This is a genomic window from Streptomyces sp. NPDC001507 (assembly GCF_042894765.1).
Taxonomy (GTDB): domain Bacteria; phylum Actinomycetota; class Actinomycetes; order Streptomycetales; family Streptomycetaceae; genus Streptomyces.
In genome coordinates, this window is the sequence record NZ_JBIAVV010000019.1 from 1 (window position 1) to 21,073 (window position 21,073).

At 69.0% G+C, this 21,073-nt stretch carries 16 protein-coding genes and 1 pseudogene; 4 read left to right on the forward strand and 13 right to left on the reverse strand.

The window, feature by feature from the left end:
* Window positions 1-105: 105 nt before the first annotated feature.
* From ACFY0K_RS43390 to ACFY0K_RS43405, 4 genes are all read right to left on the reverse strand, one after another.
* Window positions 106-279, reverse strand: coding sequence for a hypothetical protein (locus ACFY0K_RS43390; protein ID WP_390644551.1), 174 nt, complete (start codon window positions 277-279; stop codon window positions 106-108).
* Window positions 280-386: 107 nt separating this feature from the next.
* Window positions 387-1,679 carry a hypothetical protein gene (locus ACFY0K_RS43395; protein WP_390644552.1) on the reverse strand — a complete coding sequence of 431 codons (1,293 nt, stop codon included), beginning with the start codon at window positions 1,677-1,679 and terminating at the stop codon, window positions 387-389.
* A gap of 37 nt (window positions 1,680-1,716) precedes the next feature.
* Window positions 1,717-2,580 carry a hypothetical protein gene (locus ACFY0K_RS43400; protein ID WP_390644553.1) on the reverse strand — a complete coding sequence of 288 codons (864 nt, stop codon included), beginning with the start codon at window positions 2,578-2,580 and terminating at the stop codon, window positions 1,717-1,719.
* Window positions 2,581-2,744: 164 nt separating this feature from the next.
* Window positions 2,745-3,926, reverse strand: a complete 1,182-nt coding sequence (locus ACFY0K_RS43405) for a hypothetical protein (protein WP_390644554.1) — start codon at window positions 3,924-3,926, stop codon at window positions 2,745-2,747.
* A gap of 156 nt (window positions 3,927-4,082) precedes the next feature.
* On the opposite strand from ACFY0K_RS43405, the gene ACFY0K_RS43410 reads away from it, so the two are divergent.
* Window positions 4,083-6,119 carry a helix-turn-helix domain-containing protein gene (locus ACFY0K_RS43410; RefSeq protein WP_390644555.1) on the forward strand — a complete coding sequence of 679 codons (2,037 nt, stop codon included), beginning with the start codon at window positions 4,083-4,085 and terminating at the stop codon, window positions 6,117-6,119.
* A gap of 123 nt (window positions 6,120-6,242) precedes the next feature.
* Here ACFY0K_RS43410 and ACFY0K_RS43415 read toward each other — a convergent pair.
* The 4 genes and pseudogenes from ACFY0K_RS43415 to ACFY0K_RS43430 form a co-directional block, all read right to left on the reverse strand.
* Window positions 6,243-7,315, reverse strand: a pseudogene (locus tag ACFY0K_RS43415) (response regulator).
* Window positions 7,308-7,544 (reverse strand): hypothetical protein, encoded by a 237-nt coding sequence (locus tag ACFY0K_RS43420; RefSeq protein WP_390644556.1) that lies wholly within the window; start codon window positions 7,542-7,544, stop codon window positions 7,308-7,310. The pseudogene ACFY0K_RS43415 and the gene ACFY0K_RS43420 overlap by 8 nt, the downstream one beginning before the upstream one ends.
* 1,632 nt (window positions 7,545-9,176) lie before the next feature.
* Entirely contained in the window at window positions 9,177-10,550 is a 1,374-nt protein-coding gene (locus ACFY0K_RS43425) for a DUF4041 domain-containing protein (RefSeq protein ID WP_390644557.1), read from the reverse strand.
* A gap of 2 nt (window positions 10,551-10,552) precedes the next feature.
* Window positions 10,553-11,833 carry a hypothetical protein gene (locus tag ACFY0K_RS43430; protein WP_390644558.1) on the reverse strand — a complete coding sequence of 427 codons (1,281 nt, stop codon included), beginning with the start codon at window positions 11,831-11,833 and terminating at the stop codon, window positions 10,553-10,555.
* 411 nt (window positions 11,834-12,244) lie between these two features.
* On the opposite strand from ACFY0K_RS43430, the gene ACFY0K_RS43435 reads away from it, so the two are divergent.
* Together ACFY0K_RS43435 and ACFY0K_RS43440 are read left to right on the forward strand one after the other, a co-directional pair.
* Window positions 12,245-12,607 carry a helix-turn-helix domain-containing protein gene (locus tag ACFY0K_RS43435; RefSeq protein ID WP_390644622.1) on the forward strand — a complete coding sequence of 121 codons (363 nt, stop codon included), beginning with the start codon at window positions 12,245-12,247 and terminating at the stop codon, window positions 12,605-12,607.
* Window positions 12,608-12,646: 39 nt separating this feature from the next.
* On the forward strand, window positions 12,647-14,044 hold the full coding sequence (locus ACFY0K_RS43440; RefSeq protein ID WP_390644559.1) for a hypothetical protein: 1,398 nt from the start codon (window positions 12,647-12,649) through the stop codon (window positions 14,042-14,044).
* Between the two features lie 222 nt (window positions 14,045-14,266).
* Here the strand turns inward: ACFY0K_RS43440 and ACFY0K_RS43445 are convergent, their stop codons facing one another.
* The 3 genes from ACFY0K_RS43445 to ACFY0K_RS43455 form a co-directional block, all read right to left on the reverse strand.
* Window positions 14,267-14,662 carry a hypothetical protein gene (locus tag ACFY0K_RS43445; RefSeq protein WP_390644560.1) on the reverse strand — a complete coding sequence of 132 codons (396 nt, stop codon included), beginning with the start codon at window positions 14,660-14,662 and terminating at the stop codon, window positions 14,267-14,269.
* 209 nt (window positions 14,663-14,871) lie between these two features.
* Window positions 14,872-15,810 carry a hypothetical protein gene (locus ACFY0K_RS43450; protein WP_390644561.1) on the reverse strand — a complete coding sequence of 313 codons (939 nt, stop codon included), beginning with the start codon at window positions 15,808-15,810 and terminating at the stop codon, window positions 14,872-14,874.
* Window positions 15,708-16,277, reverse strand: coding sequence for a hypothetical protein (locus ACFY0K_RS43455; protein WP_390644562.1), 570 nt, complete (start codon window positions 16,275-16,277; stop codon window positions 15,708-15,710). The genes ACFY0K_RS43450 and ACFY0K_RS43455 overlap by 103 nt, the downstream gene beginning before the upstream one ends.
* Window positions 16,278-16,411: 134 nt before the next feature.
* Here ACFY0K_RS43455 and ACFY0K_RS43460 point away from each other — a divergent pair, with 134 nt between their 5' ends.
* Window positions 16,412-17,209, forward strand: coding sequence for a hypothetical protein (locus ACFY0K_RS43460; RefSeq protein ID WP_390644563.1), 798 nt, complete (start codon window positions 16,412-16,414; stop codon window positions 17,207-17,209).
* 261 nt (window positions 17,210-17,470) lie between these two features.
* On the opposite strand, the gene ACFY0K_RS43465 is transcribed toward ACFY0K_RS43460, so the two are convergent.
* Together ACFY0K_RS43465 and ACFY0K_RS43470 are read right to left on the reverse strand one after the other, a co-directional pair.
* Window positions 17,471-19,594, reverse strand: coding sequence for a HEAT repeat domain-containing protein (locus tag ACFY0K_RS43465; protein ID WP_390644564.1), 2,124 nt, complete (start codon window positions 19,592-19,594; stop codon window positions 17,471-17,473).
* 157 nt (window positions 19,595-19,751) lie between these two features.
* Complete coding sequence (locus ACFY0K_RS43470; protein WP_390644565.1) at window positions 19,752-20,660, reverse strand: hypothetical protein; 909 nt, start codon at window positions 20,658-20,660, stop codon at window positions 19,752-19,754.
* Window positions 20,661-21,073: the final 413 nt, after the last annotated feature.

Sequence of the window (21,073 nt, forward strand, 5' to 3'; positions counted from 1 at the left end):
TACGGCGACCGCGTCACCGACAACCAGTAGCACCGCCACACCACACAGAAGAAGCGTCAGCACCAGGGCTTACACAAAGAAAAAGACACTCCCCCCGGCCGTGTGTCATCGTGCCGCTGTCTGCTGGGCGTCGGCGTGGTGGGCGACGGGTGTGTAGGTGCTCCAGCTGCGGGTGTTGAGGCGGTGGATCTGGTGGGCCCAGTGGGAGTGGGCGGCGTCGCGACCTCGGGGCTCGCTGGTTCGTACGTCCTCGCCGCTGGAACGAGACCGTGACGCCATAAACACCGCCCTCGCGCTTCCGTACGGCCCGCTTCGGCAGATGGCGGAGATATCGCGGGGCGAAGGTCTTGCTCAGCAGGTGAACGCCTTCCGGGTACGGCGTCGGCTCATTTCCGCTTGGGCTCGTACGGGCTCCAGCCATGCAGGTAGGGGTGCAGGTCTTCTGGTGTGATCGTCGGAGGGTCCGGTAGTCGCGGGTTCTGAAGTACGGGGTCGATACGGTCGGCATAGGCCCGGGCCCAAGCAGTCCAGGCCGTGACTCCTTCGGCCGCTGCGGGATCGGTGTCCTGGTGGTCTTCCAGTGCGTCGCAGTAAGCACGAATGACAGTGGCTTCCTGCCAGGCCTGCACCTGCGCGCGCAGGGTCTTCAGCCGGTGATCTTCCACCAGGGCAGTGCGAGCCTGCTGCATCGCGGTCAGCCAGCGTTGGCGTGTCTCTTCCTCTTTGCGCTGCTGGGCCTGCCGTCGTTCGTCCTCGGTCTGTGCGCGGTGGGCGATTTCTCGCAGGAGGGCGGGGAGTTTGTCTTCCAGGCGCCAGCGTTGCCGGTCTCCCCAGTGAGAGCGGCGGCCTCGATGCGCGTAGGTGTGCTGGAGGCTGAGGTCGAGTTGATGGGAGGGGCGTGTGGTGTGTGCGGTCACGCGTTGCCAGGCGTACTTCGCGCCGCTGGGGTCGGGGACCTCGTAGGCGCCTTCGTGGAAGGAGAGCGGGAAGGAACTGTCGCCGATGGTGATCACCAGGCTGGCGGCTGAGCCGGACTCGGGGTTGCTGACCGTGTAGTTCTTGGCTTCTGCTGCATGGCAGAGGGCGTGGAGGATACGGCGGGCGCGGGGCTGGCACTCGGGGCAGGCCGGGATGCACGCTGCGACGGCTGCGGGGTGCAGGTGGTCTGGGGGCAGGTCGTCGGGAACGGGGACGGTCTCGTCTGGGGGTGTGGAGCGTCGTGGTGGTGGGCCTGGGCGCAGGGTGATGACCAGGTCGCCTTTGTCTCTTCCGGTGTGCTGGAGGTGGTGGCCGTCGGGGACCAGGTGATCTGCGCGTGCGGTGTGCAGGGCGCGGCGCCAGCGGGCGCGCTCGTCCGGGGTGGGGTTGGCGATGTGCAGGGTGCCGTCGGCTTGCTGGAGTCTGCTGATCAGTTCGGCCGCCTCGGGTGCCGTCGCCGGGGCAGAGGCGCTCGGGGGCGGGGCGAGCGTGGCGTCGGTGTGGGCGAGGTGCTGGAGGCCGGCTTCGGTGGGGGCAGCGGTCCAGCGGCCGTCGGTCCGGGGCGTGGTGACCAGGCCCCGGTTGCGCAGGGCGTAGACGGTCGCGGCGAGGCCGGAGTCGTCGGAGGTGATGGGTGTCTCGCCGTGGCAGATGCGGCGCAGGGCGTCGAGTTGGCGCTCGTTGAGCTTGGTGCGGGCCACGGAGCTTCCTGTCGTTGGTGCCCGGACGGTCGGGGTGTCAGTGGTCGCGTTCGGCTTGGCGCAGCGTCTCGAGGGGGATGCCGAGTTCGCGTTCGAACCGGTCGGCGGCTTTGGTCTGTCCGGCCTGGCGGAGCAAGCTGATGGCCTGTTCCGTGAGTTTGCCGATGCGGAGTACTTCGTCGCGCAGGGCCTTCAGCTCCTCGTGGCTTTCCACTGCATCGGTGCCGCACCAGTGGCGGAGCAGGTCGCGGGCGGGTTTGGAGCTGTGGTCGACCTCGGCGCAGATCTCGGGGCTGATGTAGGTGCCGGGGTTCTTGCCGCGGCCGCGGTAGTAGTGGCCGTAGATCGCCTCTTGCTGTGCCTGGCGTTCGTGTTGGTCCAGGAAGGGTACGAGGTGGTCGGCCCGGGTGCGGGCCAGGAGGCGTGCTACTTCGACGGTGGTGGGCCAGGGTGCGGTCAGCGTGCCGTCGGTGTCGGTGAAGGCCCGCGGATCGGTGTGGAAGAAGCGTTCGGGGACCTCGAGGAACGCGGCCAGAGCGGGCACGTCTTCGACGTACAGCAGGCCTCGGTCACGGTAGTTGACGCCGAAGGTCACCAGCCCGTCCCAGAGGTGCTCGTCAAACAGGATGATGACCGCCCGGAACGCGGGATCCTCCTCGTCCGGGCCGTCGTTCGTCAGCTCGCTCCACTGCTGCTCACGGGCCAGCCACACGTCCTTGTCCTGCCAGAGGACGCGCAGCCGGACCGGCGGCACCCACTCCTCGCGGCCCTCGGCGTCCTCGGCGACGAAGCGCACTTTGATGCGCACCGGGCGCTGTACGCCGATCTTCAGCACCTCGACCTCTTCGACCGGGCCGTGGTGCGGTGCCGCCCGGTACGCCCACCGCTCCCCCACTTCCATACGCCGCTCCTCCTCACGTCATCACCACGTCCACCATCCTGCTCCCGCTGCACCGGGGGGGCCGTGATTGTGGCTCCACGGGCCGTCCTGTTCTGGGAGCGCCGTTCACACCGCCTGGATATGAGGCGGAGCCCGAGAGCGGGCCCCGTGGTCGTCGACGAGGTTCAGGACCGGCGGAACAGTCGCCGCAGGACTTTGCGCAGCCGGGCCAGCCGCGACCGCGCAACGGCGATCGAGGCGGACGGCGCCGGTATCGGCGTGGGCTGCGCCGGCGATACAGCAGTGTCTTCCTCGGCCGCCGCCACCGGCAGCATCGGCGCCGCGGCGCGCGCGAGGGGCAGCTTGGTGTGTGCCTGGGTGAACTGGGCGCGGGCCTGAGCGCGCCGGTAGCTTTCGCGGCCGTGTTGGACGCGTTCCAGCTCAGCCATGGTCTGGGGCGCGGCGGCCAGCAGCATGGGGGCAGTCAGGGCCCACAGCGGAACGGGGACCAGACCCCACCAGGCCGCGTCCGTGGCCGGCTGGGGGTGGCTGATCTTCCAGTCCCGTTGGGAGACGGCGGGGCCTGTCCAGTCTTCTCCGCTGCGGGGCTGGTGGAGGACGGCGTGTCCGCCGAAGGGAATCAGCAGGAGTCCCTGGGCGCGCCAGGCGACGGCGACGGGAGTGGCGGCCAGGCGGCGCTGGGTGGCGGTGGGGGTGAGGCGCTCCAGGCGCTGGTTTTGCCGGTGGAGGCGCACGGTTATGTGTCCGAGGCTGTGAGTGTGGTCGGGGGTGAGGCGGTCGTACAGCAGCCAGTGGTGCGTGGTGGTGCCGTGGGCCGCGTGGGCCAGTTGCTCGGCTTGGTGGGGGGACAGTTCGCTGGCGTAGGCGAGGTGGACCGTGGTGGTGCCGTGCGGGGCGTGCAGCCGCAGGGCCAGCACGGGTGGGCAGTCGCCGTCTGCGATGGCGGTGACGGCCAGCGCGATGTCCGTGCCGGGCTGGGCGGTGTGGAGGTGTCGGGCCAGGGTGCGGGCGTGGCGGACGGCAGCGGGGACGCTGGCTTGGCGTGCGGGGCTGGCGTTGCAACGGTCCGGGTCGTGGCGGGTGTGGCGGAAGCGGGCGGTGTAGTCGGGGCGGGTGCGGGGGCCGCAGTACTCCAGGGGCAGGCCGCAGGCCAGGCAGCGGTAGCGGTCCTGGGCGCGCCCGCGGGGCAGACGCTGGGCAGGGCCGGCGGAAACGGTGAGGTCGAGCAGGAGGCCGGTGCGGGTGTCGAGGGCGATGTCCCCGCTGCGGGAGCGCGGCCGGCGGGCAGGTGCGGTGCGGGCAGGCGCGGAGGCGGCGGGGGCGGTCTGGTTGGTCTGCGCGGTCATGAGCGGGCTCCAAGACGAGGTCCGGGGAAGAGCGGTTCGTCTTGAGGTTGCGGCGGTGGGGAATTGTCCACACGGGCCGCTGAGGGTTCGTGCAGGTCGGCTCTGGACATTGTTGGCAATGTCCAGGACAACGTCATGGTGCAGGTAGGGGCGTGGATGGCCGACGGCAAGAAGCGGGGGCGTAAGCCGGCACCGATCCGAGCGGAGACGCCTGAAGCACGGCGGCTGACGGTGTTTCTGCGCGAGTTGTGGGAGCGATCCGGCAAGACCTACAACGATCTCGCGGCGGAGCTGAACTGGTCACGTTCCAGTATCGGCAACCACTACAGCGGCGCTGTCCCGTCCCGCCGGGTCGTGACGCAGCTGGTGGAGGCGACCGCGTTGCCGCACGAGGTGGACCAGAAGAAGGCGGAAGCGGTCCGCCTGTGGGAACGCGCTGCCAATCCGCCCTCCGCCCAGGTAGCCGTGCGCAAGCAACCGGCAGGCACTCCCCCTGTGGTGGCCCGCTACCTGCACGACGGTCACTCCCGGTTATCCGAGGCCGACCAGCAAAGCCGCCGGCTGGCCAGAGAGTTGGCGACCGCTCAGGAACTGGTGGTGATGCTGACCGCGCTCAACACCAGCCTCGACGCCCGCCTGCAGCAGCTGGCTGCCGCATCGGATGAGGACGACAGCGAGCAAGCCCAGCAGCAACTCGCCGAGGTACTGCATCATTTGGAGCAGACGCAAAAGGATCTGGTGGAGGCCCGTCAGGCGCGCGATCAGGCAGAGGCGCTGGCCGCGACCGCCCACCGCCGCTGTCTGGAACTCGAAGAAGAACTTGCCCTGCTGCGGCTGCTCGATCCCGACACCGCCCCCTCCTCTGGATCTTCGGAGCCGGAGGAGGGACCGGACCTGGATACGCAGGCACTGCTCGCAGACCCGGCAGAAGCCCTGCGTACCGCCCGGCGCCTGCTGGACGAGGGACGCGTCCTGCGTGCAGAAGCAGCCGACTTCCTGGGAGTGGCCGCTTCGACTGCCGCCACGAGCCAGGTGGTACGGCGCAGCGAGCGCTGGCAGGCCTCCACGCTCGTGCTGGGGCGGGCCCTGGGCTGCGTGTTGGCCATGAGCAGCGCAGCCGTGCAGGCCGCCACCCCTGCCGCCTGGCACCTTCTGACCGCGCCGATGCTGATGCTCGGCGTTGTGCTGGCCATCGACCCATGGCACTGGATCGCCGTGGCCTGGCCCTGGATACGCTCCGCCGTCCGCCGGGAACCGCTCCCGCGACAGCTCCCGGTCCGGCTCGGTGATCTCGCTCCCCGACTGCTGCGCGGTCTGACAGCAGTACTCGCGGCCGCCGGGGCCGGCTACACCACTTCCCTCGCCCGCAACGATCACCTGTGGTGGCTGTCCCTCACCCTTCCCGGCACCGCGGTCATGGCGCTGGTCACGGTGTGCGGCTACGACCGCCATCTGGCCCGGACGCTGCGCGCGGCACTCGCCGACGTGATCGCCGACCTCAAAGCCCCTACCGCTCCCGCCACGCAGCCGCCCCCTGGCCAGCGGCGGCTCCCAGTGCGGCAGCGGTGGCTGCAGATTATGGACGGCCGGTGGATCGACACCCGCGCCGATGAAATCAAGGCTTTCCTGCGCCGGCCCTGGAGTCCCCACACCCCGTGGTGGCTGCTGATCTGCCTGATGCCGGTGGTGTTCCTCGCACTCGCTCCCCTCGGTGTGGTTCTCGAACGGTTCTTCAGCCCTCTGGCCGAGCATGCGGGCTCGGTGTGGGCCACCATCACCCAGCCCGTCAACCGCTTCCTCGCCACCCACACCGGCGGGCTGCCGCTCACCGCGTCAGAAGTCCACACGTTGTGGCTGACAGGCGGCATCGCCATCGGCCTGCTCTCCGCCGCCACCCGCACTTTCGCAGCCCGCTTGACCTGGGCTCTGTGGGGAGCTGCAACCATCTGGATGACATGGGCTGGCACCCCCGCCACCACACGCCCCACAGCAGCGGGCCTGACCGCCGTCGTCTGGGGAACCGCCTCCGTCATTGCGCTCAACGGCCTCGGCTCACGCCCCCGCGTCACTACCATCAACCTCATCGGCGACGTCCACGATGCCCTCCAAAAGAACCATTCCGCAGACTCGCCCGAGAGCGACACGAACGGCCACGAAGCCGACAGCACGCAACCACCAGCGGCTTCTGCGTGACACAGCGGGCTGACGACCGCCTGGACGGCGATGGACTCAGCGTCTCAGCACTACCTCAGCCCTGATCATGATGTTGGCTGGTGGGATGGCGGGAAGTGTGAATGCCTCTCCCACCGGCCAGGCTCACTGTTGGGCGCACCGCTCCAGATAGATGGAGGTGAACACGGCGACCTTGGCGCGCAGGGCCCAGGGGTCGAAGGGCTTGCTGATGTAGTCAACAGCGCCGGCCGCGTATCCGCGGGCGGAGTGTTCCGAGTCCACGCCCATGGCGGTCAGGAAGATGATGGGGACATCCCGGGTGCGGGGGCGACGCTTGATGTGGGCACAGGTCTCGTAGCCGTCCATCTCCGGCATCTGCACGTCCATGATGATGACCGCGAAGTCGTCGTGATCGAGGAGTGCTTTGAGTGCTTCTCGCCCGGAGGGCACGGTGACGAGTTCCTGATCGAGCGTCGCCAGAACCGCGGTCATCGCGAGCAGGTTGTCCGGCTGGTCATCGACGATCAGGATCTTGGGCATGCCATGCGGTACGGCGGGCAGCGAGGGGGCGGGCTTCTCCACGGCCTCCAGTTGGCGTTCGAGCAGATTGCAGCGGTCTTCTGCTGCGGCACGCTGGGCGCCTGCCTGAGGTCTTCTCCGAGCCGCTCCACTTCCAGCTGTAGTGCGTTGCGTTCCTGGAGGAGGCCGGAGATGTCCGGGCTGGCAGCGGCGAGCGCGTCCGCTCGTCGCTGCTCTGCGCTGCGGTCGGCTTCCAGCTGGTTGAGTCGCGTCTCCAGATCGGCGATGCGCTGCGTCCGGTCCAGGAGCGCGTCTCCCAGGACGTCGCCGCGGACGCTGGAGCGCCGGGAGACGCGCTCGGCGTCGGCCAGTTGCTGTTCCAGGAGTTCCATCGCGTGTTTCGGCGAGGAGGCGGCGTCCACGGCCGACCCGTACAGCTTCCGTACGAACTCGATGGCCTCGGTGGTCACTGCGGCTCCGCGGTGTTCGGCGAGATCCGCGAACAGGTCGGTGATCACCTGCCATGGGGGTAAGCGGGTGCCGTTCAGGTAGCGGGAGAACGTTCCCGGGTCGCGCTGGCGCCGCGCCGCATACCGTCGGATGGATACGTGCATGCCTTCGAACAGCTCTCGAAGAGCCATCGCAAGGGCGCGGGAGGCGTCGTTGAGGTCGTCCCCCAGAGGCCGCAGCTCACCCATTGCTCTCGCCCTCCGCGGAGCTGGCACCGGCACCGGCTCCTGCAGGACCCGGCGGCTGGACTCCGCCGCCCTCGGTGTCGATGAGGCGGTTGAAGAACGGCACCGCCAGCCCCACGACGGCGAGACCCGCAAGCAGACTGCGCGGCGCTCCTTCCCCCGCAAGTACCGTCAACCCACCTGCGACCGTGCCTGCGAGCAGCGCGAGCAGGAACACCAGAGTCGCTCTCATCGACAGTAGGGGGCGGTCCACCACGGTCTCCATTCGTCTTCCCCACCTCAGGAAGGCGGGACGTAACGCCCATCCAGCGGATTGCGGAAGAGGAATTACAGAATGGACGAACCCGAAGCCGTTGCGATCCATGTCGGGGGAACAGGAGCAGCAACGGCTAGCGTTGCGCCCGCCCGCCTGCCCGTTCCCGGGGCATTCTGACTGGTTGGACGCTCCAGAGCCCCGAACGTTGCCAACGTGTTGCTCTGCAACACTGCCGCCCTCCGGCAACACGGCACCAGGCGCCCCGCGTGGCCTGGGATCAGTTGGCGGCGGCCGGGTCAGGTGTCCGTGGGGTATCTGGATACCGGCCGGTTGTGACGCGACGCCCTGACATCAACACGGCAGGCCAGATTCGCGCTTCCGGTGTCCAGCACCGCGGGACGGCAATGCCGCAGTCCGGGCGGCCTCGTTCAGCGCCCCTGTCCGCGGCGCTGGGCGGGACGGGCAGCACGTGACGTGCGGCGTGGACGGCGGGGCTGCCGCGTCTCGCCCTCGGCGGGTTGAGCGGTGGGCGAGGAGAAGCCACCGGGAACACCCGGCCGAGCGGGCATCGGCACCTGAGGCGCCGGCACCTGCCCGTCACGGCGCTGGCTCGCACGTGGGGGCCGGGCAGCGCGGGCTAGGACGCGGGCGTTGGGGATCAGCGGGGCGCACGCCTCGCAGACCTCCTCCAGCGTCCAGACGCGTCCCACGACGGGATCGTGCAGCAGGATCAGTGCCACGCCGCCCGCGCAGTGAGCGGGGTAGTCCGGGTGGGCAGCGCACTGCGTGGAGCCGCAATGGCACCAGGCGTTGGCGTGGACGGTGGCCACCCGCGCATGGGCGGCAGCATGCTGCGCGGCGAACGCCCGCAGCCCGGACAGGTCCTTCGAGCGCGGCGGCATCCGGCACGCCGCGGTACTGCAGGTCACCGCCGCGGTCCGGTCCGCATGACCGGTCAAGCGGACCGTCCAGACCCGGCCGGGAACACGCTCGGTGGAAGGCTCGCTGGCAGCAGTCGTCACAGGCGTCCGTTTCTGAGGAGATCAAGGGCTGAAGCAGTCCACTATGAGCTACCCAGCACCGGTACGGCACCATCTTCGCGCTGGCGCTTCGGGGCGTATTGAGCGTCGTGGGCCGGCACTGCTGCGGGAACCGTCACCGGGGGCGGGGTTTCCGGCCGTGGACACACGCGTCCCAGGCAGAGGAGCCGGGGCGGCAGGACATGCTCGTGATCGTGAAGGGGCGGTCGCCTACGCGGCGAAAGGCTCCATGAGGCTTCAGCCGAACGATCGTCCTCATAGGCAATAGGTGAGGCCCGGGGACACTACCCCCTCCACAACCACACTCCCGTAACACGGGCAGGCAGTCCGGCATTCCCGTGCAGGGTGCGCCGCGCCGGGTGCCCAACCAGCAACGGGCGCACGCCGTCCGCGACAACAGGCGTGTCCTGCCCTGTAGTGCTGTTGGACGGTGCCGTGCAGGCGGGACCGCCTCCGTGGTAGCGCACAGCATCGCCGAACTGCCCCAGGACAGCGGATGGGAGTGTGCCTGCACCGGGCTCGGAGGACACCAATATCGCTGGCGCTGTCCCTGACCCTTCGATCGCACTTAGCTCTGCTGCGGCCAGCGGCTACGGCTCTGGAAGTACTCGGGAGCCGCGGGTTCCTCCGTGAATTCGAGCAGGCCGCCTACCTTGTCTGCCAATAGTGCTCGCACCTCGGATGGTGTGGCGAAGAAGAACTCGCGTCGTTCGTTGACGAAGTTGACGCGGCGAGCGGCGAACGCCTTGTGGAGTTCGGACTCCAGTGTCACGGCGTCCTCGGAGAAGAACATGGCGTGGACGTCGTACCGGAACGGCACTGAAGCATCGCCGAGCTCGCGGACACGGTCCATCGGCTCGAGGCGGCGGGTCATGCCGATCTTGACGATGTTCGGGCCGAAAGCACCCAGGTTGGAGATGACGTATACGTAGCCGGCGCGGATGTTCGCAATGCGGTAGTCGTTTGCTGCGATGGCTTTTTCGATGTCGGCGAGGCGGAGCGAGAGCTCAGCGACAGCAGTGTCGTCGCCTTTGGCCCTCAGGGAGTCCAGGACGCTGATGTAGTGCGCGCGCTCCTTCTCGAGTCGCTCCTTCTCGGCGGCCAGCTCCTGCTCAGCCCGGCGCTCTTCGCGAAGGAGCTGGCGTTCCTGGCGAGCGCGTTCGCGCTCTTCTTGCGCCTTCATCTGAAAGTCTGCGGTGAGTTCGAGCTCAGTGATGCGCAGAGCGTGATACTCGGGGTTGATCCGCATCTCCATGATCACCCCCAACTTCTCGATCGCGGTGACCGCCGACTCCAGGCGCTTGCGCGCGGCGCGCACGTTCCCCGATCGCAGCGAGCGCACGCAGTTGTCGGCTTCCGCGTTGTAGGCCCGCAGCATCAGTTTGGACAGGTCGCCGACAAGCTTTCGCCCTCGGGCCAGGGATCCGTCGAAGGTGAACATGTCGGCAGCGAGGATCGCGCGGCCGCTCTTGATGATCTCGTCGATCTGGCCTTCGAGGTTGTGGAGGCGCTCCTTGTAGGCCGCAGCGTTCTCCAGAGGGTGGTGGTAGCGATAGATGCCGACGTCCTGTAGTGCGCGCTGGTCGCTGAGATCGATCACTGGGGCGCCGCTGTGTGCGGTGGCGAGCTCGGCTTCGAGAGCGGCGATACGGGCCAGCAACGGCGCGGGGTCAACTCCGTTCAGCGGCTGCGCAGTCGGAGGATCAGCAGATGTCTGGTCCTGCCTGAACTGAAGTATTCCCGGCGTCGGGTCGGCGGGATCCTCGGTGGCCGGCACGGTGGTGCACACATCGATGCTGTTGTCCGATGCGGACGCGTCGTCGGTGACGAAGAGCTGCCAGCCGGGCGGTGGGGCCGGCCAGGCCGGGTCGGGTTTCCATCCCTGTGGAGGTGTCCAGCCCTCGGGCGGCGTGGGCCACCCTGGTGGCGGGTTGAATCGCATCGTCACTGCCCTCGAACCCGGATGCCGCGGCTGGTGTCTGCCGCTACCAGGTCGAAAGGCGACTTCGACAGCGCGGCACCAAGGTGCTGCAACGTGGCCTGCGGGACAACTCTGGCCAGGTCGAACCCGTTGAACGTCTCACGGTCCGCGGCAACGACAGCAAGAGGAACGGTGGCTGGGCGTCCCGTGGCCGGGTCGATGGTGTCGACGCCGACCGTCAGCGCGATCGAGTGGATCTTCCCGGCACGGTCGGCCTCGAAGACCTCGTGGAGGCTGCGGACGGCGACCTGCCAGACCGCGTTCGCGTACCGCTCTTTCTGCTCACGGACCGGCAAACTGCTTGCGGCTATCTCGTCTTTCGTCTTCACGTACCGGTAGCCCTTGACCGAGGGCACCGTTGAGGGCTCTGGAACGCTGACCGTGAGCGTGAGTTCCCGCGACGCGAGACGGAACGCATGGTCGTGCTCGACCGGGAAGACCTCGGGATAGACCGAGTTGGACAGGACGATGCCGACGTACTCCTCGATCGCGGACTCCACATCGAAGGCAAGATCATTGATGAGCTTGGAGAGCTCTGCGTTGCGAGCAGACGCTTCTGCCTCGCGCGTTTCGCATTCCTTCCTGTACTTCTCCTCGGCGGCAGCCAGCTGGGCCACACGCTTGGCTTCCTTCTTCTCCCTCCGGGCCACCGCCTCGGCGTGGCGCTGATGGAGAGCGTCCCTGGCACGCTCCCAGTCGCCATGCGCCTCCTCGAAGGCGGCCCTGGCCTTCTCGACAGCCTGCTGGTGCCGCTTCTTCCCGCCGAGCACAGCGGAGAGTCCCGTGGGTGCAGCCGGCTCCTGATACACCGGCTCAGGGCCATACTCCGGCTGGGCAACCACAGCCGCAGGAACAGCCAGGCCACCAGGCTCGAACGGAGGATGCTCGACCTGCGAGATCTTCAGCGCTTCGAGATCGACATAGTCGTCCACATCCAGAGTCCAGGCGAGCAGCCCGTCGATGTCAGCAAGATCGCTGGCCAGATCCGTATTCAGGGACTCGACCTCAGCCAGCCGGGACTCCACCAGGAGCCGCGCAGCCTCACGCTCCGCGGCCTTCTTCTCCGCAGCCGACGCTCTCACCGCCGCCGCCTGCGCACGCTGATGTGCCTTCATGGCCCGTTCGGCTTCGCGCAGCGCTGCGACATGAGCACGATGCGCGGCAGCCTCCTGCTGTCGTCGACGCTTCTCCGCCTGCTGCGCCTGGTAGTTCAGCTCCGCGAAGAAACCACGACGTCTGCCCATAACGCCCCCCAGAAGACCCGGTGCCGAGAACTCTCTGTACCGAGAACTCAAACTCTCTGTGTCACCGTAGCGACGATCACTGCCACCGGGAAGTTGATCCAGCATTTGCGCGGGCCAGGCCAAACACCTGCCACGAACCGCTTCTCCCCATCGGCCGGAGCGGTGCCTACCAGCGCCTGTCCCGTCATGAAGCCGTGCACCACCCGCTCCTCCTTCGCCCTGGCACGGTTTATTCCCCCCGGGGGGGCCAGCCCAGCCCGCGGGGGCTCAGAAGGTCAGAGGGCGCGCTGCATGCGCCAGGAGCGGCATAGCCGCGAAGGGGCCGATGGCGCGTTGGCGGTTGCCCTAGGACGAGGGTGAAATACGTGTCCGGAGAGCGGGCTGGGCCGGGATACTTCCTGAGTGTCGACGATGGATCTCAAGGCCGTCCGGGCTGCGCTGCGTGCACACGACCCTGCCCTGCTGCTGGAACAACCGGAGGGCCAGTGGCTGGACGCCAAGGCCGTGCCGTATGCGCTGCGTGACCCGCGCGCAGTTGAGGAACTCGCCAAGGACGTCTGCGGATTCGCCAACGGCGGCGGCGGTGTCCTCGTCCTGGGGATCGCTACGCGGCTGGTGAACGATGTAGAGATTCTCGACGCGATCGTTCCGGTCGACCGCGCCTTGGTCGACCGCGACCAGATCCGCAAGCTGATCCGCGCGCACATCACTCCTGCCCCGCGCGGGGTGACGGTGGACTGGTCCGACGACCAACAGGGATCCTGCGTGCTCTAGATCGACGTCCCCGCCCAGGACTCCGGCTGCCTGTTCGTCGTGGCCGCGCCGGTCGGCAAGCCTGGCACGCCCCGTACGGATACGGTCGCGGTGCCCGTACGCGAGGCGGACGGGACGCACTGGCTGCCGCGCACCGAGATCCAGCGCCTGCTCTCCGCCGGCATCGCCGCCTCCGGCATGCCCACGGCCGAGACGCTGTCCCAGCTCCTGCATGACGCCGTCGCAGGCTCGCAGTGGCCGGGCGCGCCGCGGATCGGTCAGGGCCTGCCCGAGTGGGAACGCGAGATGCTCGAAGCGTACGAAGAGCTGGCCGATGTGGGCCTTGGGCCGCCGGCCGGTGAGGCGTATCGCCACGGACCGGCAGCGCTGCAGGATCTGAACCACTTCCTGGACGGGAAGCTGGGGTGGGTGCTGTGCCTGGCTCCCCCGCGTTCGCCCGTCGTGGTGCGCACCCCCGTGTGGCAGGCGATCGTCGACGCGGGCCGGGCTGACGCCGGCGGGGATCCGCTCGCGGCGATAGGCTACCCCGTAAGCACTTCTGGAGCGGTGAGGGGCGCCGTCAGCGTCGTGAAGCTGGATGGTGGCAGGTGGGGTCCTGGCCGTCTCGTGCGCTCCCAGAACGGTGTCTGGCGATGGCAGCCCGCCGTGCGCCTCGGTCTGGACATGACCCGGTCCGCGCTCAGGTGGACGAGCCAGATACCGAAACCGCAGCTGCGGCTGCGCGCCCTGGTGACCCTTCCCTGGGCGGAGGCTTCCACCCTGGAGATCACGAAGGCACGGCGCCAGCACCTTGAGCAGCAACTTGCCTTCAGTCCGCTGGCCGGTGCCGTGACGATGCTGTCCCAGCGCCGCGGCGGCAACCTCCCGACGGGACAGTGGGAGCCAGGCCCGCACGACAACTCGCTGCACGCCGCCAGCTACACGAGCATCCTTCGAGCCCCGGACGGGCGGCCGGCGATATCGGCCGCCTGCATGATCACGTGTCCCGGCGTGATGGACTCCGCCGTCGTCTCGTGCGCGGACGTCCTGATCGAAGACAGTGCCGCCTGGGCGGAAGCGCTGGGCGGCCACCAGAGCGCACCGCTGGGCTTCGATGAGGTCCAGGAGGTTCTGCTGCATGCCTGGCAGGCGGCCGCCGAGCTTGTGCCCGAAGTGCTCGGTGATCCGGCCGGTCGACGCTGGGCCGCGCCGCCCACCACCGAGTTGCGCCTGAGCGCCGAGCGTAGCGACGACACCGGCGTGACGCCCGGCCTGGGCTCCCTCATCGATCTGAACCCGCTCGGCCCTACCGGGCGAGGCCCCAGCCCGGAGATGGCTGTCACGATCACCGCCGAGCCCACCATGCGACATACCGAGCGCCAAGACCTGCTGCGCCAGGCTCTGGTCCACATGGCACAGGCCTTCGGGCACATCCAGGCCGAGGTGGGGCTGCTGTAGCGGGAGCGACTGCCTACGCCGAGGCGCTGGCGGACCGCTTGCCGTTCCTGGACATCGAACTCTGGCTGCCGGACGAAGACGTCACCGCCTTCGGCTTCACCCACCGCATCGTGTGTCCCCCGCGGCGTCCGGCCGCCTCCGTCCCGGGGTGAGGTGTTCGCCGCTGTCGTGCCGCAGGCGATGGCGGTGGTCGCGGTACAGCAGGCGCGGAGGAGGGCCGGGTCACGCGTGGCGGCCGTCCGGCCCAGCGCCGCCACCGGTCTCGGCAGCCGTATGCGGCACCCGCTCAGGCCTGACGTGCCGGCGGGTCTGACGGCACAGCTGCTGGTGGCGGCGGCGGTCGCGCCACCAGGCCAGCCGGTGGGCGGACTCCTGCGGGATGAGCGACTGGATGGCGATGACGACCAGCCCGAGGGCGAGGCTGGCGAAGGCCATGGCGGACAGCCACCACGGTGCGTGCAGCAGTGCCGACGTCGTGCCGCCGAGTCCGGCGGCGATGGACGCGATCAGGAGTCGGCCGGCGTCGTGCCGACCCAGACGGCCGACGAACCCGACGGGCAGGTCCTGCTGTGCCTGCTGGGCGCGCACCCGCTCGGCGGTATCTGTGGCTCGTGCCATCGAGCCACAGACCTCGATCTGGCCGATCTGTGCAGTGACTGCCTGGACATCCGGTACGCGAAGTTCTGACAGACGCGCCGGCAGCCCCCGCGGCCTTGCGCCCTGCCAATGCCGGGGCAGTGGCGGCCTGCGTCAGCGCGTGCTGAACCTGCATGCCGGCCTTCGGCGGTCTGGCGGCGTCACGTCCGTGCGGAGGCCCGGGCGCCGGGTCAGGCCGGCTGCGGTGGCCTGCCGGGCGGGCGCCCGAGGAGCTTGTCGAAGAAATCGGTGATCAGCGGCCGCGCGGTGTCGAGGTCACGCAGTTCGTCATGGCCGAACCGGAACACCTCGTAGCCCCTGAACTTCAGGTCGCGGTCCCCGGCCATCGTGGCGGCGTAGGTGGTGCTGTCGGGCTGGATGCTGCCGTCGGCGGTCCGGCGCGTGTAGTGCTGCATGCCGTCGACCTCAAGGACCACGCGGCGGTTTCCCGGCAGCAGCATGAGAAAGTCCATGCGGAGGTTTTGCAGGGCATGGACCCCACGTTGGCGTACGGTCTTGTGATCCCAGTGAACCCAGACCTCCGGCAGCAGGGCGGGCACGTCCGGGAGGTTGTCCTGGTGGATGTTGTAGTAGAGCCACAGCAGGTTCTTCTGGCCCTCTGATTCGGGGGGCAGGGATGCCTTCATCCGCGCGTACAGGGAGCGGGTGGCTTCCTGCGGGTCAAAGACGTGGCGGGTTTCCTGCCACCAGGTCAGCAGGTCGCGCCCGAGCAGGCCGTCCTTGGTGATGTCGCGGTCGTAGACCAGGACCTGGTCGGCGCGTTCTGCGATCTCGATGTCGTTGTCGAGTGCGTCCGTGAAACGGATGTCCGGCTTGCCCAAGGTGGCGAAGATGACGTTGCGCGGCCGGCGGGCCGAGCCGTGGCCGGGCTGGACGAGGTGGAACAGCGGGTATCCGTCCGACTCCCCTTCCTGGCGCAGCTGCGCGCCGAGCGGCTCCAGGTGGCGGTTGGCCATCTCGATGAAGCGGCGCTGTGCCTGTTCGTCCGGGATGGTCTCGGCTGAGGCTAGTCCTTCGAGGAAGCGGCCGAAGCGGGGATGTGGGGCGCCGAACGCGCCGAGTTCCTCAAAGAGACGCTCGACTGTCCAGTCGTCGCGGAAGCGGACCACGTGGCGCTCAATTCGTCACGCAGGCTGGTGGTGGAACCGCCCCACTCACGCAGGTCGCCGCCCAGGTCCCAGATCCGCTCCAGCAGGTTCATCAACCGATCGGCGTGTTCGAGATGGTCGGACAGGTCGAAGTCCCGGGCCAGCTCCCGTCGGGTACGGCCGGGTATTTCGACGTGAGGACGTCCGAGCCACAGCAGGTCCTGGATCCGGTTGCGCTGCCAGGCGGGCAGCGGCTGGTGGTCGAGTATCGCTTCGGCGACGCCTGCCAGGTGGCCGTCCGGACATGCCTGCAGGCTGGCTGTCAGCCGCTCGTGCTTGGAATGGCCGTCTTCCGGCGGGGGTGAGGGCAGTCGCAGGCGGTCGCAGAGGGCGGGCAAGTCCTTGTGCCGGGGCGATTGGTAGGAATCGGCAAGTACCTCGTCGATGAGCTCCCGCAACCGTTGCAGATCCGTCTGCTGTGCAACCATCCCCTGATGATGAGCCAGGCCCGCGCACGGGTCCAGACGCAACATCTCGCGCTGCCCAGTACAGGCGGAGGCTGGCAGTAGCCGAAGTACTGGTTTCCGGGGCCGGGTTCGGCATGCCGCTCTACGGTTAGCTGATGAACCAGGTTGAAATCTACGAGGACTTGGTGAGCTCCGCCCGGCGGTGGGCGCGGACCTCCATCGAAGCCTACCTGGAGGAGCCCCCTGACCAGGACTTCGCGGTGCATCACATGGCAGTGGCCGTCGAGCACATGGCGAAGGCGTATCTGGTGTCCGTCACACCGGGGCTGCTGACTCCCAAGAACCCTAAGGTGAGCGATCTGCTGGTGCTGGGCGGCCATGAGGACAAGACAGCCAAGGGTCGGGCCGCGCTGAGGACGGTCGGCGGTGAGGACGCCGTGGACCGGGCCGGGGAAGTACTGGGCGACAAGCGGCTGCCGGCGGCGGACCTCAACGCGTTGCGGGATGCCCGCAACGGCATCACGCACATGGGGTGGGGCCGTCCGGCCAGTGAGTGCAGGAAGCTGCTGGCCTCCGGTGTGACCTGCATCGACTCGCTCCTTGCCGCACTGTCGAGGGAGCAGGAGCGGTTTTGGGGGCGGCTCTTTGAGCCGAGCAGACATCTCGTCACAGAAGCGATGTCCGAACTGAAGCTGCGCTACCAGGCACAGCTCCGGCAGGCCCGGGAGAACTTCGCGAGGACGACCGATCACCTGCCCGCCGACGAGAAGGCGGCGGTCATCGCCAGCCTGTCGGCTCGCCCGTGCCCAGCAGATGGCTCCTGCACATCCCTCATCCCTGCCCGGCCTGTGAGAGTCCCGCCTTCGTCAGCGGGCGCGACAGGAGTGGGGACTACGGCGAGGTCTGGTTCTTCCCGCGCCACTTCGGGTGCCGGGTCTGCAGGCTCACCCTGATCGAGCAGGAGTTGGACCTCGCGGGCATCGAAGCCCACACGCTGGCCGACGAGCCGGAGGTGGATCCGGACTGGGAGCCGGATACCGGCGTCCTGTAGGGGCCCTTCGTGCCCTGAAACACGCACAACGCCGCCGACACGCAAGTGGACAACGCTGCCTGTCCGACCGCTCGTACGCCTAGCGACGGCGCGCAGATGTCCGCCCTGACGGAACCGCACGCTGGGGGCGAGAGGGTGGTGGTGGCGGAGGGGCGGCGCAGACTCAGGCTGTTCGCGGTGCGGCGGTGCCCGGCGCTGGAGGATCGAGCCGGGTGATGAGGGTATGGCCGATGCGCTGGAGTTCCTCGTCGTGCTCGATGCTCTGGAACCTGCCGCCGCGCCGGGGCAGGGCCAGTTGCTCGCGGAGCAGGGGCAGGGCCGGTGCCGCGAGGGGGCCCATGCGTTCCAGGCAGGCGACGACGTGGTTGGCCGTCGCGGGGTTCTTGGCCATGGCCTGCAGCAGGGCGTTCAGGACGGCCGGTGCCTCGGCCTGGCCTCCGATTTCCCAGAGCGCGGCGGCGCAGTGCACTCGGACCCATTCGTAGTCGTGTGTCAGGAGGTCTCGCAGGAGCGGCAGGGCGGCGGAGGCGGGCGGGCCTATCTCGCCGAGCAGGTCAGCCGCGTCGCTGATCCGGAAGGTGATGCGGTCGTCGAGGAGGTCGAGCAGGAGCGGCATGACCTCGGCCAGGTCACCGTCGACGGCCCACAGCGCGGCGATGGCGGCAGGCCGTACGTGCGCATCGGTGGCGGTGGTCAGCAGCCGGATCGTCTCCCGTGTGCCGGCCGCCGCCGGGCCGAACGCCCCCAGCGCCTCAAGAGCTGATCGCGTGACGCGGTCCTGCTCATGGCGCACCGCGGCACCGAGCGTGTCCACCACCACAGGAAGCGCGGCCGGGTCGGCCAGCGTGGCCAGGGCGGAGAGGATCGCGTTGGCGCTCATCTCGGTCTGCTGCTGGGAGAGGTCGATCCGGCGCAGGTGGTCGCAGAGCCGGGGCACCAACTGGTCCGCCGCCTGCGGCAGATGCTGTGCGACCTGGATCGCGCGCCAGGCGTCGATGTCGCTGTCCAGCGCGGCCAGCAGACTCGGCAGCGCGCGTGCGTCGCCGAGGCGCGCCAAGGCCCGCACGGCCTCCTGATGGCTTCTGCGCAGCAGCACGTCGGGGGCCGCCCATACGTGAGGGCCGTGCACCGCGCGTTGGGCATCGATGTGTGCGGCGAGTGCCTCCCGGGCCGGGGCGGCGATCGGGTGGCAGGCCTCCAGGACGGCCGCAGCCTCGGCGGCAACCTCCTGATCGGCCGTGGTGAGCTGGTCGGTGATCAGCAGGAGGAGCCGGGTGTGATCCCCGCGCCAGGTGCGCATCAGCTCCCCGCTCATACGCACCGCGTCCAGGCGCGAGCCGGGGTCGGGGCTGCTCAACTGCTCGGCCAGCACCGCGGTGCGCTCGGACACCCGGGCCCCCAGGGCTTCGTGGAACGTACGCAGCAGGGCCGTGGTCGGTGCGTACACGCGCGTGTACCGGTCGAGATCCTCGAAGGCGGCGACGATCTGGGGCGCAACTCCTTCCGTGGGAGCCGCCGGGCGGCTCGGGGCCGGTGCGACCGGCCGCACGGGTATGGCGCGGGCACTCTCGCGCAGCAGGGCGACTGCGGCCACCACGACGTCCTCGTCGATCTCATCCGGGGCGCAGCGGGCCCGCTGGACCAGGGCCGCGAGCCGTGTCACGGGGCCCTGGGCCGGGTCGGCGGCGAGCCCGCCGAGCCAGTCCATCACCTGTTGCGCGACCGCAGGCAGCCGCAGTGCAAGGGTGGCCGCCGCCTGAACGATCCGCAGCCGCGCCGCGATGCCTTGCTCGGCGGCCAGCCGCTCGCGCAGCATGACGGCGGCCCGGTCGGCGTCGTCGAGGAAGAGCCCGAGCCCGGGGATCGCGGCCAGCCGCACGTTGGGGTCGAGGTCGCGGGCGAGTTCGGCGAACTGCGCACCCCGCTCGCGCAGGAAGGCGACGGCCTGCGCGCAGCCCATCGGGGGGTAGTACTCGATCTCGGTGCCGTCGTCCTCGAAGCCCCGGTCGAGGGACTCCCGGCCGATGCTGACCAGCAGCGCGACGACGGCGGCCCGGTCGGGCGTGGCGCCGTCGGCGGCCAGCTCGAACAGGAAGGGCAGGCTGGCCGCCGTGGGGGGGTACACGCTGCCCTGATGGTGGACTGCGCCGTAGAAACGGTCTAGGGCCTTGCGGCGTTCCTCGGCGTCCGGGGAGCGCAGCGCCGTCAGTAGCGCCGGTACCTCCTCGGCCGAGCCGTACGCGTGCTCCATCGACGCCCAGGCGATGTCATGAAGTCCGTCGAACATGATCAGAACCATGCCAGGCGGCACTGACAGCAGGGGCGTCCCGGGACGGGCCGTACGACACTCGTCGGCACGGGCCAGGACGAACGGGGGCCAGGGAGCCTGCGCTGGAGGGGCGTGGTGGGTCAACGGCACCGCTGCGCTAGGCGGTCTGGGCGCCTCACCGGAAGTCCTGGCATTCTCGCGGGCGCGGCACTCCTGTACCGGTCAACACCCAGTGGAAGTAGCTGGGTTCTCGGTTGCCGCGATACGGGCCGAGTCGGGGAAGGCGCAGCGTGGATCCGGTTTCCGGTAGCTGTAGCAGGTAGTCGGCGTCGTCGGGGTGGCCCATCACGCAGGTGATCTCGGTGACTGTCCAGGCGGCTCGGTTCACGAGTTCCATGCCCTTGGCGTTGAGGGTGCGCTCGGTGAGCGGGCCGGCCTCGTAGTCGTCGGTCGGCTGCGCGGCGCCCACCACCATCAGCACGGCGATGTCGCCGGAGACCGGGAAGAGGACACCCTTCAGGTCGAGCAGGGTGTCGTGCATGGGGATGTAGCCCTTGTCGTTGAGCACGAACCGAGGCGCGGCCGCGCCTCGGCGTATGAGGGCGTAGCGTGCATTGGCCATCCACTGCCGGGTCTCTCGGAACGTGGTCTGCCGCTGGCGTTGCACGTGATCACGGCCCGGAGTGGGCAAGCCACCTTCCCCTTGGATGTAGGTGACGGCGACGCGGTCGTAGTCGGGATGGCGGATGGACTGCGCCTGGACGTGCAGCAGGATGGTCTTCCAGTCATCCCTGGTGAATGTGCCCTGCTCAAGGGCAAGGATCGCGGTGGGCAGAGCCCCCTCGTACTCCTGCCAGATGGCCTCCGCGAAGTCGGCGGGAAGGTCGCTGCTCGGGTCATCCACGTCGTAAAGCCCGTACTGGTAGGCGATGTTCTCCGCCTTCAACGGCCCGAACACCTTCTCCGGCTCCTTCCGTCGGCGCACGCACACCTTCGCGTGCCGGAGGCCGACGACCCGGCCAGTCTCCGGCACGCCGAAGCCGCCGATCAAGGCGGCGGGCAGGTAGTGCGGTTTGGGAGCCATGCGTGCCATTGTGCCCGGCGCCACCGACAACCCCGGGCCGTCGCGTGAGCCGGCCATAACGCTGACCGGACCCGAGCACGGCCCGGTGGAGTTGCCGCTGCACCGCGCATGGTCCGGGCTGCGCATGAGCCCTACACAACGGTGCCCGCCGAAGGCTGCGCGACGACCTCTGCTGCTTCCTCAACCGGGACATCTTGCTTGGGCTACGGCCAGTGCTCCGCAGCCCCATCAGCTCGACCACCAAAGACGTCTGGGAAGAAGCTTCCCCGGAGCTGCGAACACTGATCGATACCCTGCGTACTCCCCAGCCCGCCACAGTAGGCGTTCTCACCGCATCTGCAGCAGTCTCATCCAACCTGGAGCATCGCAGGTCAATCACCCCGCACAGGTTCCAGAAGGCGTCGCAATCCACC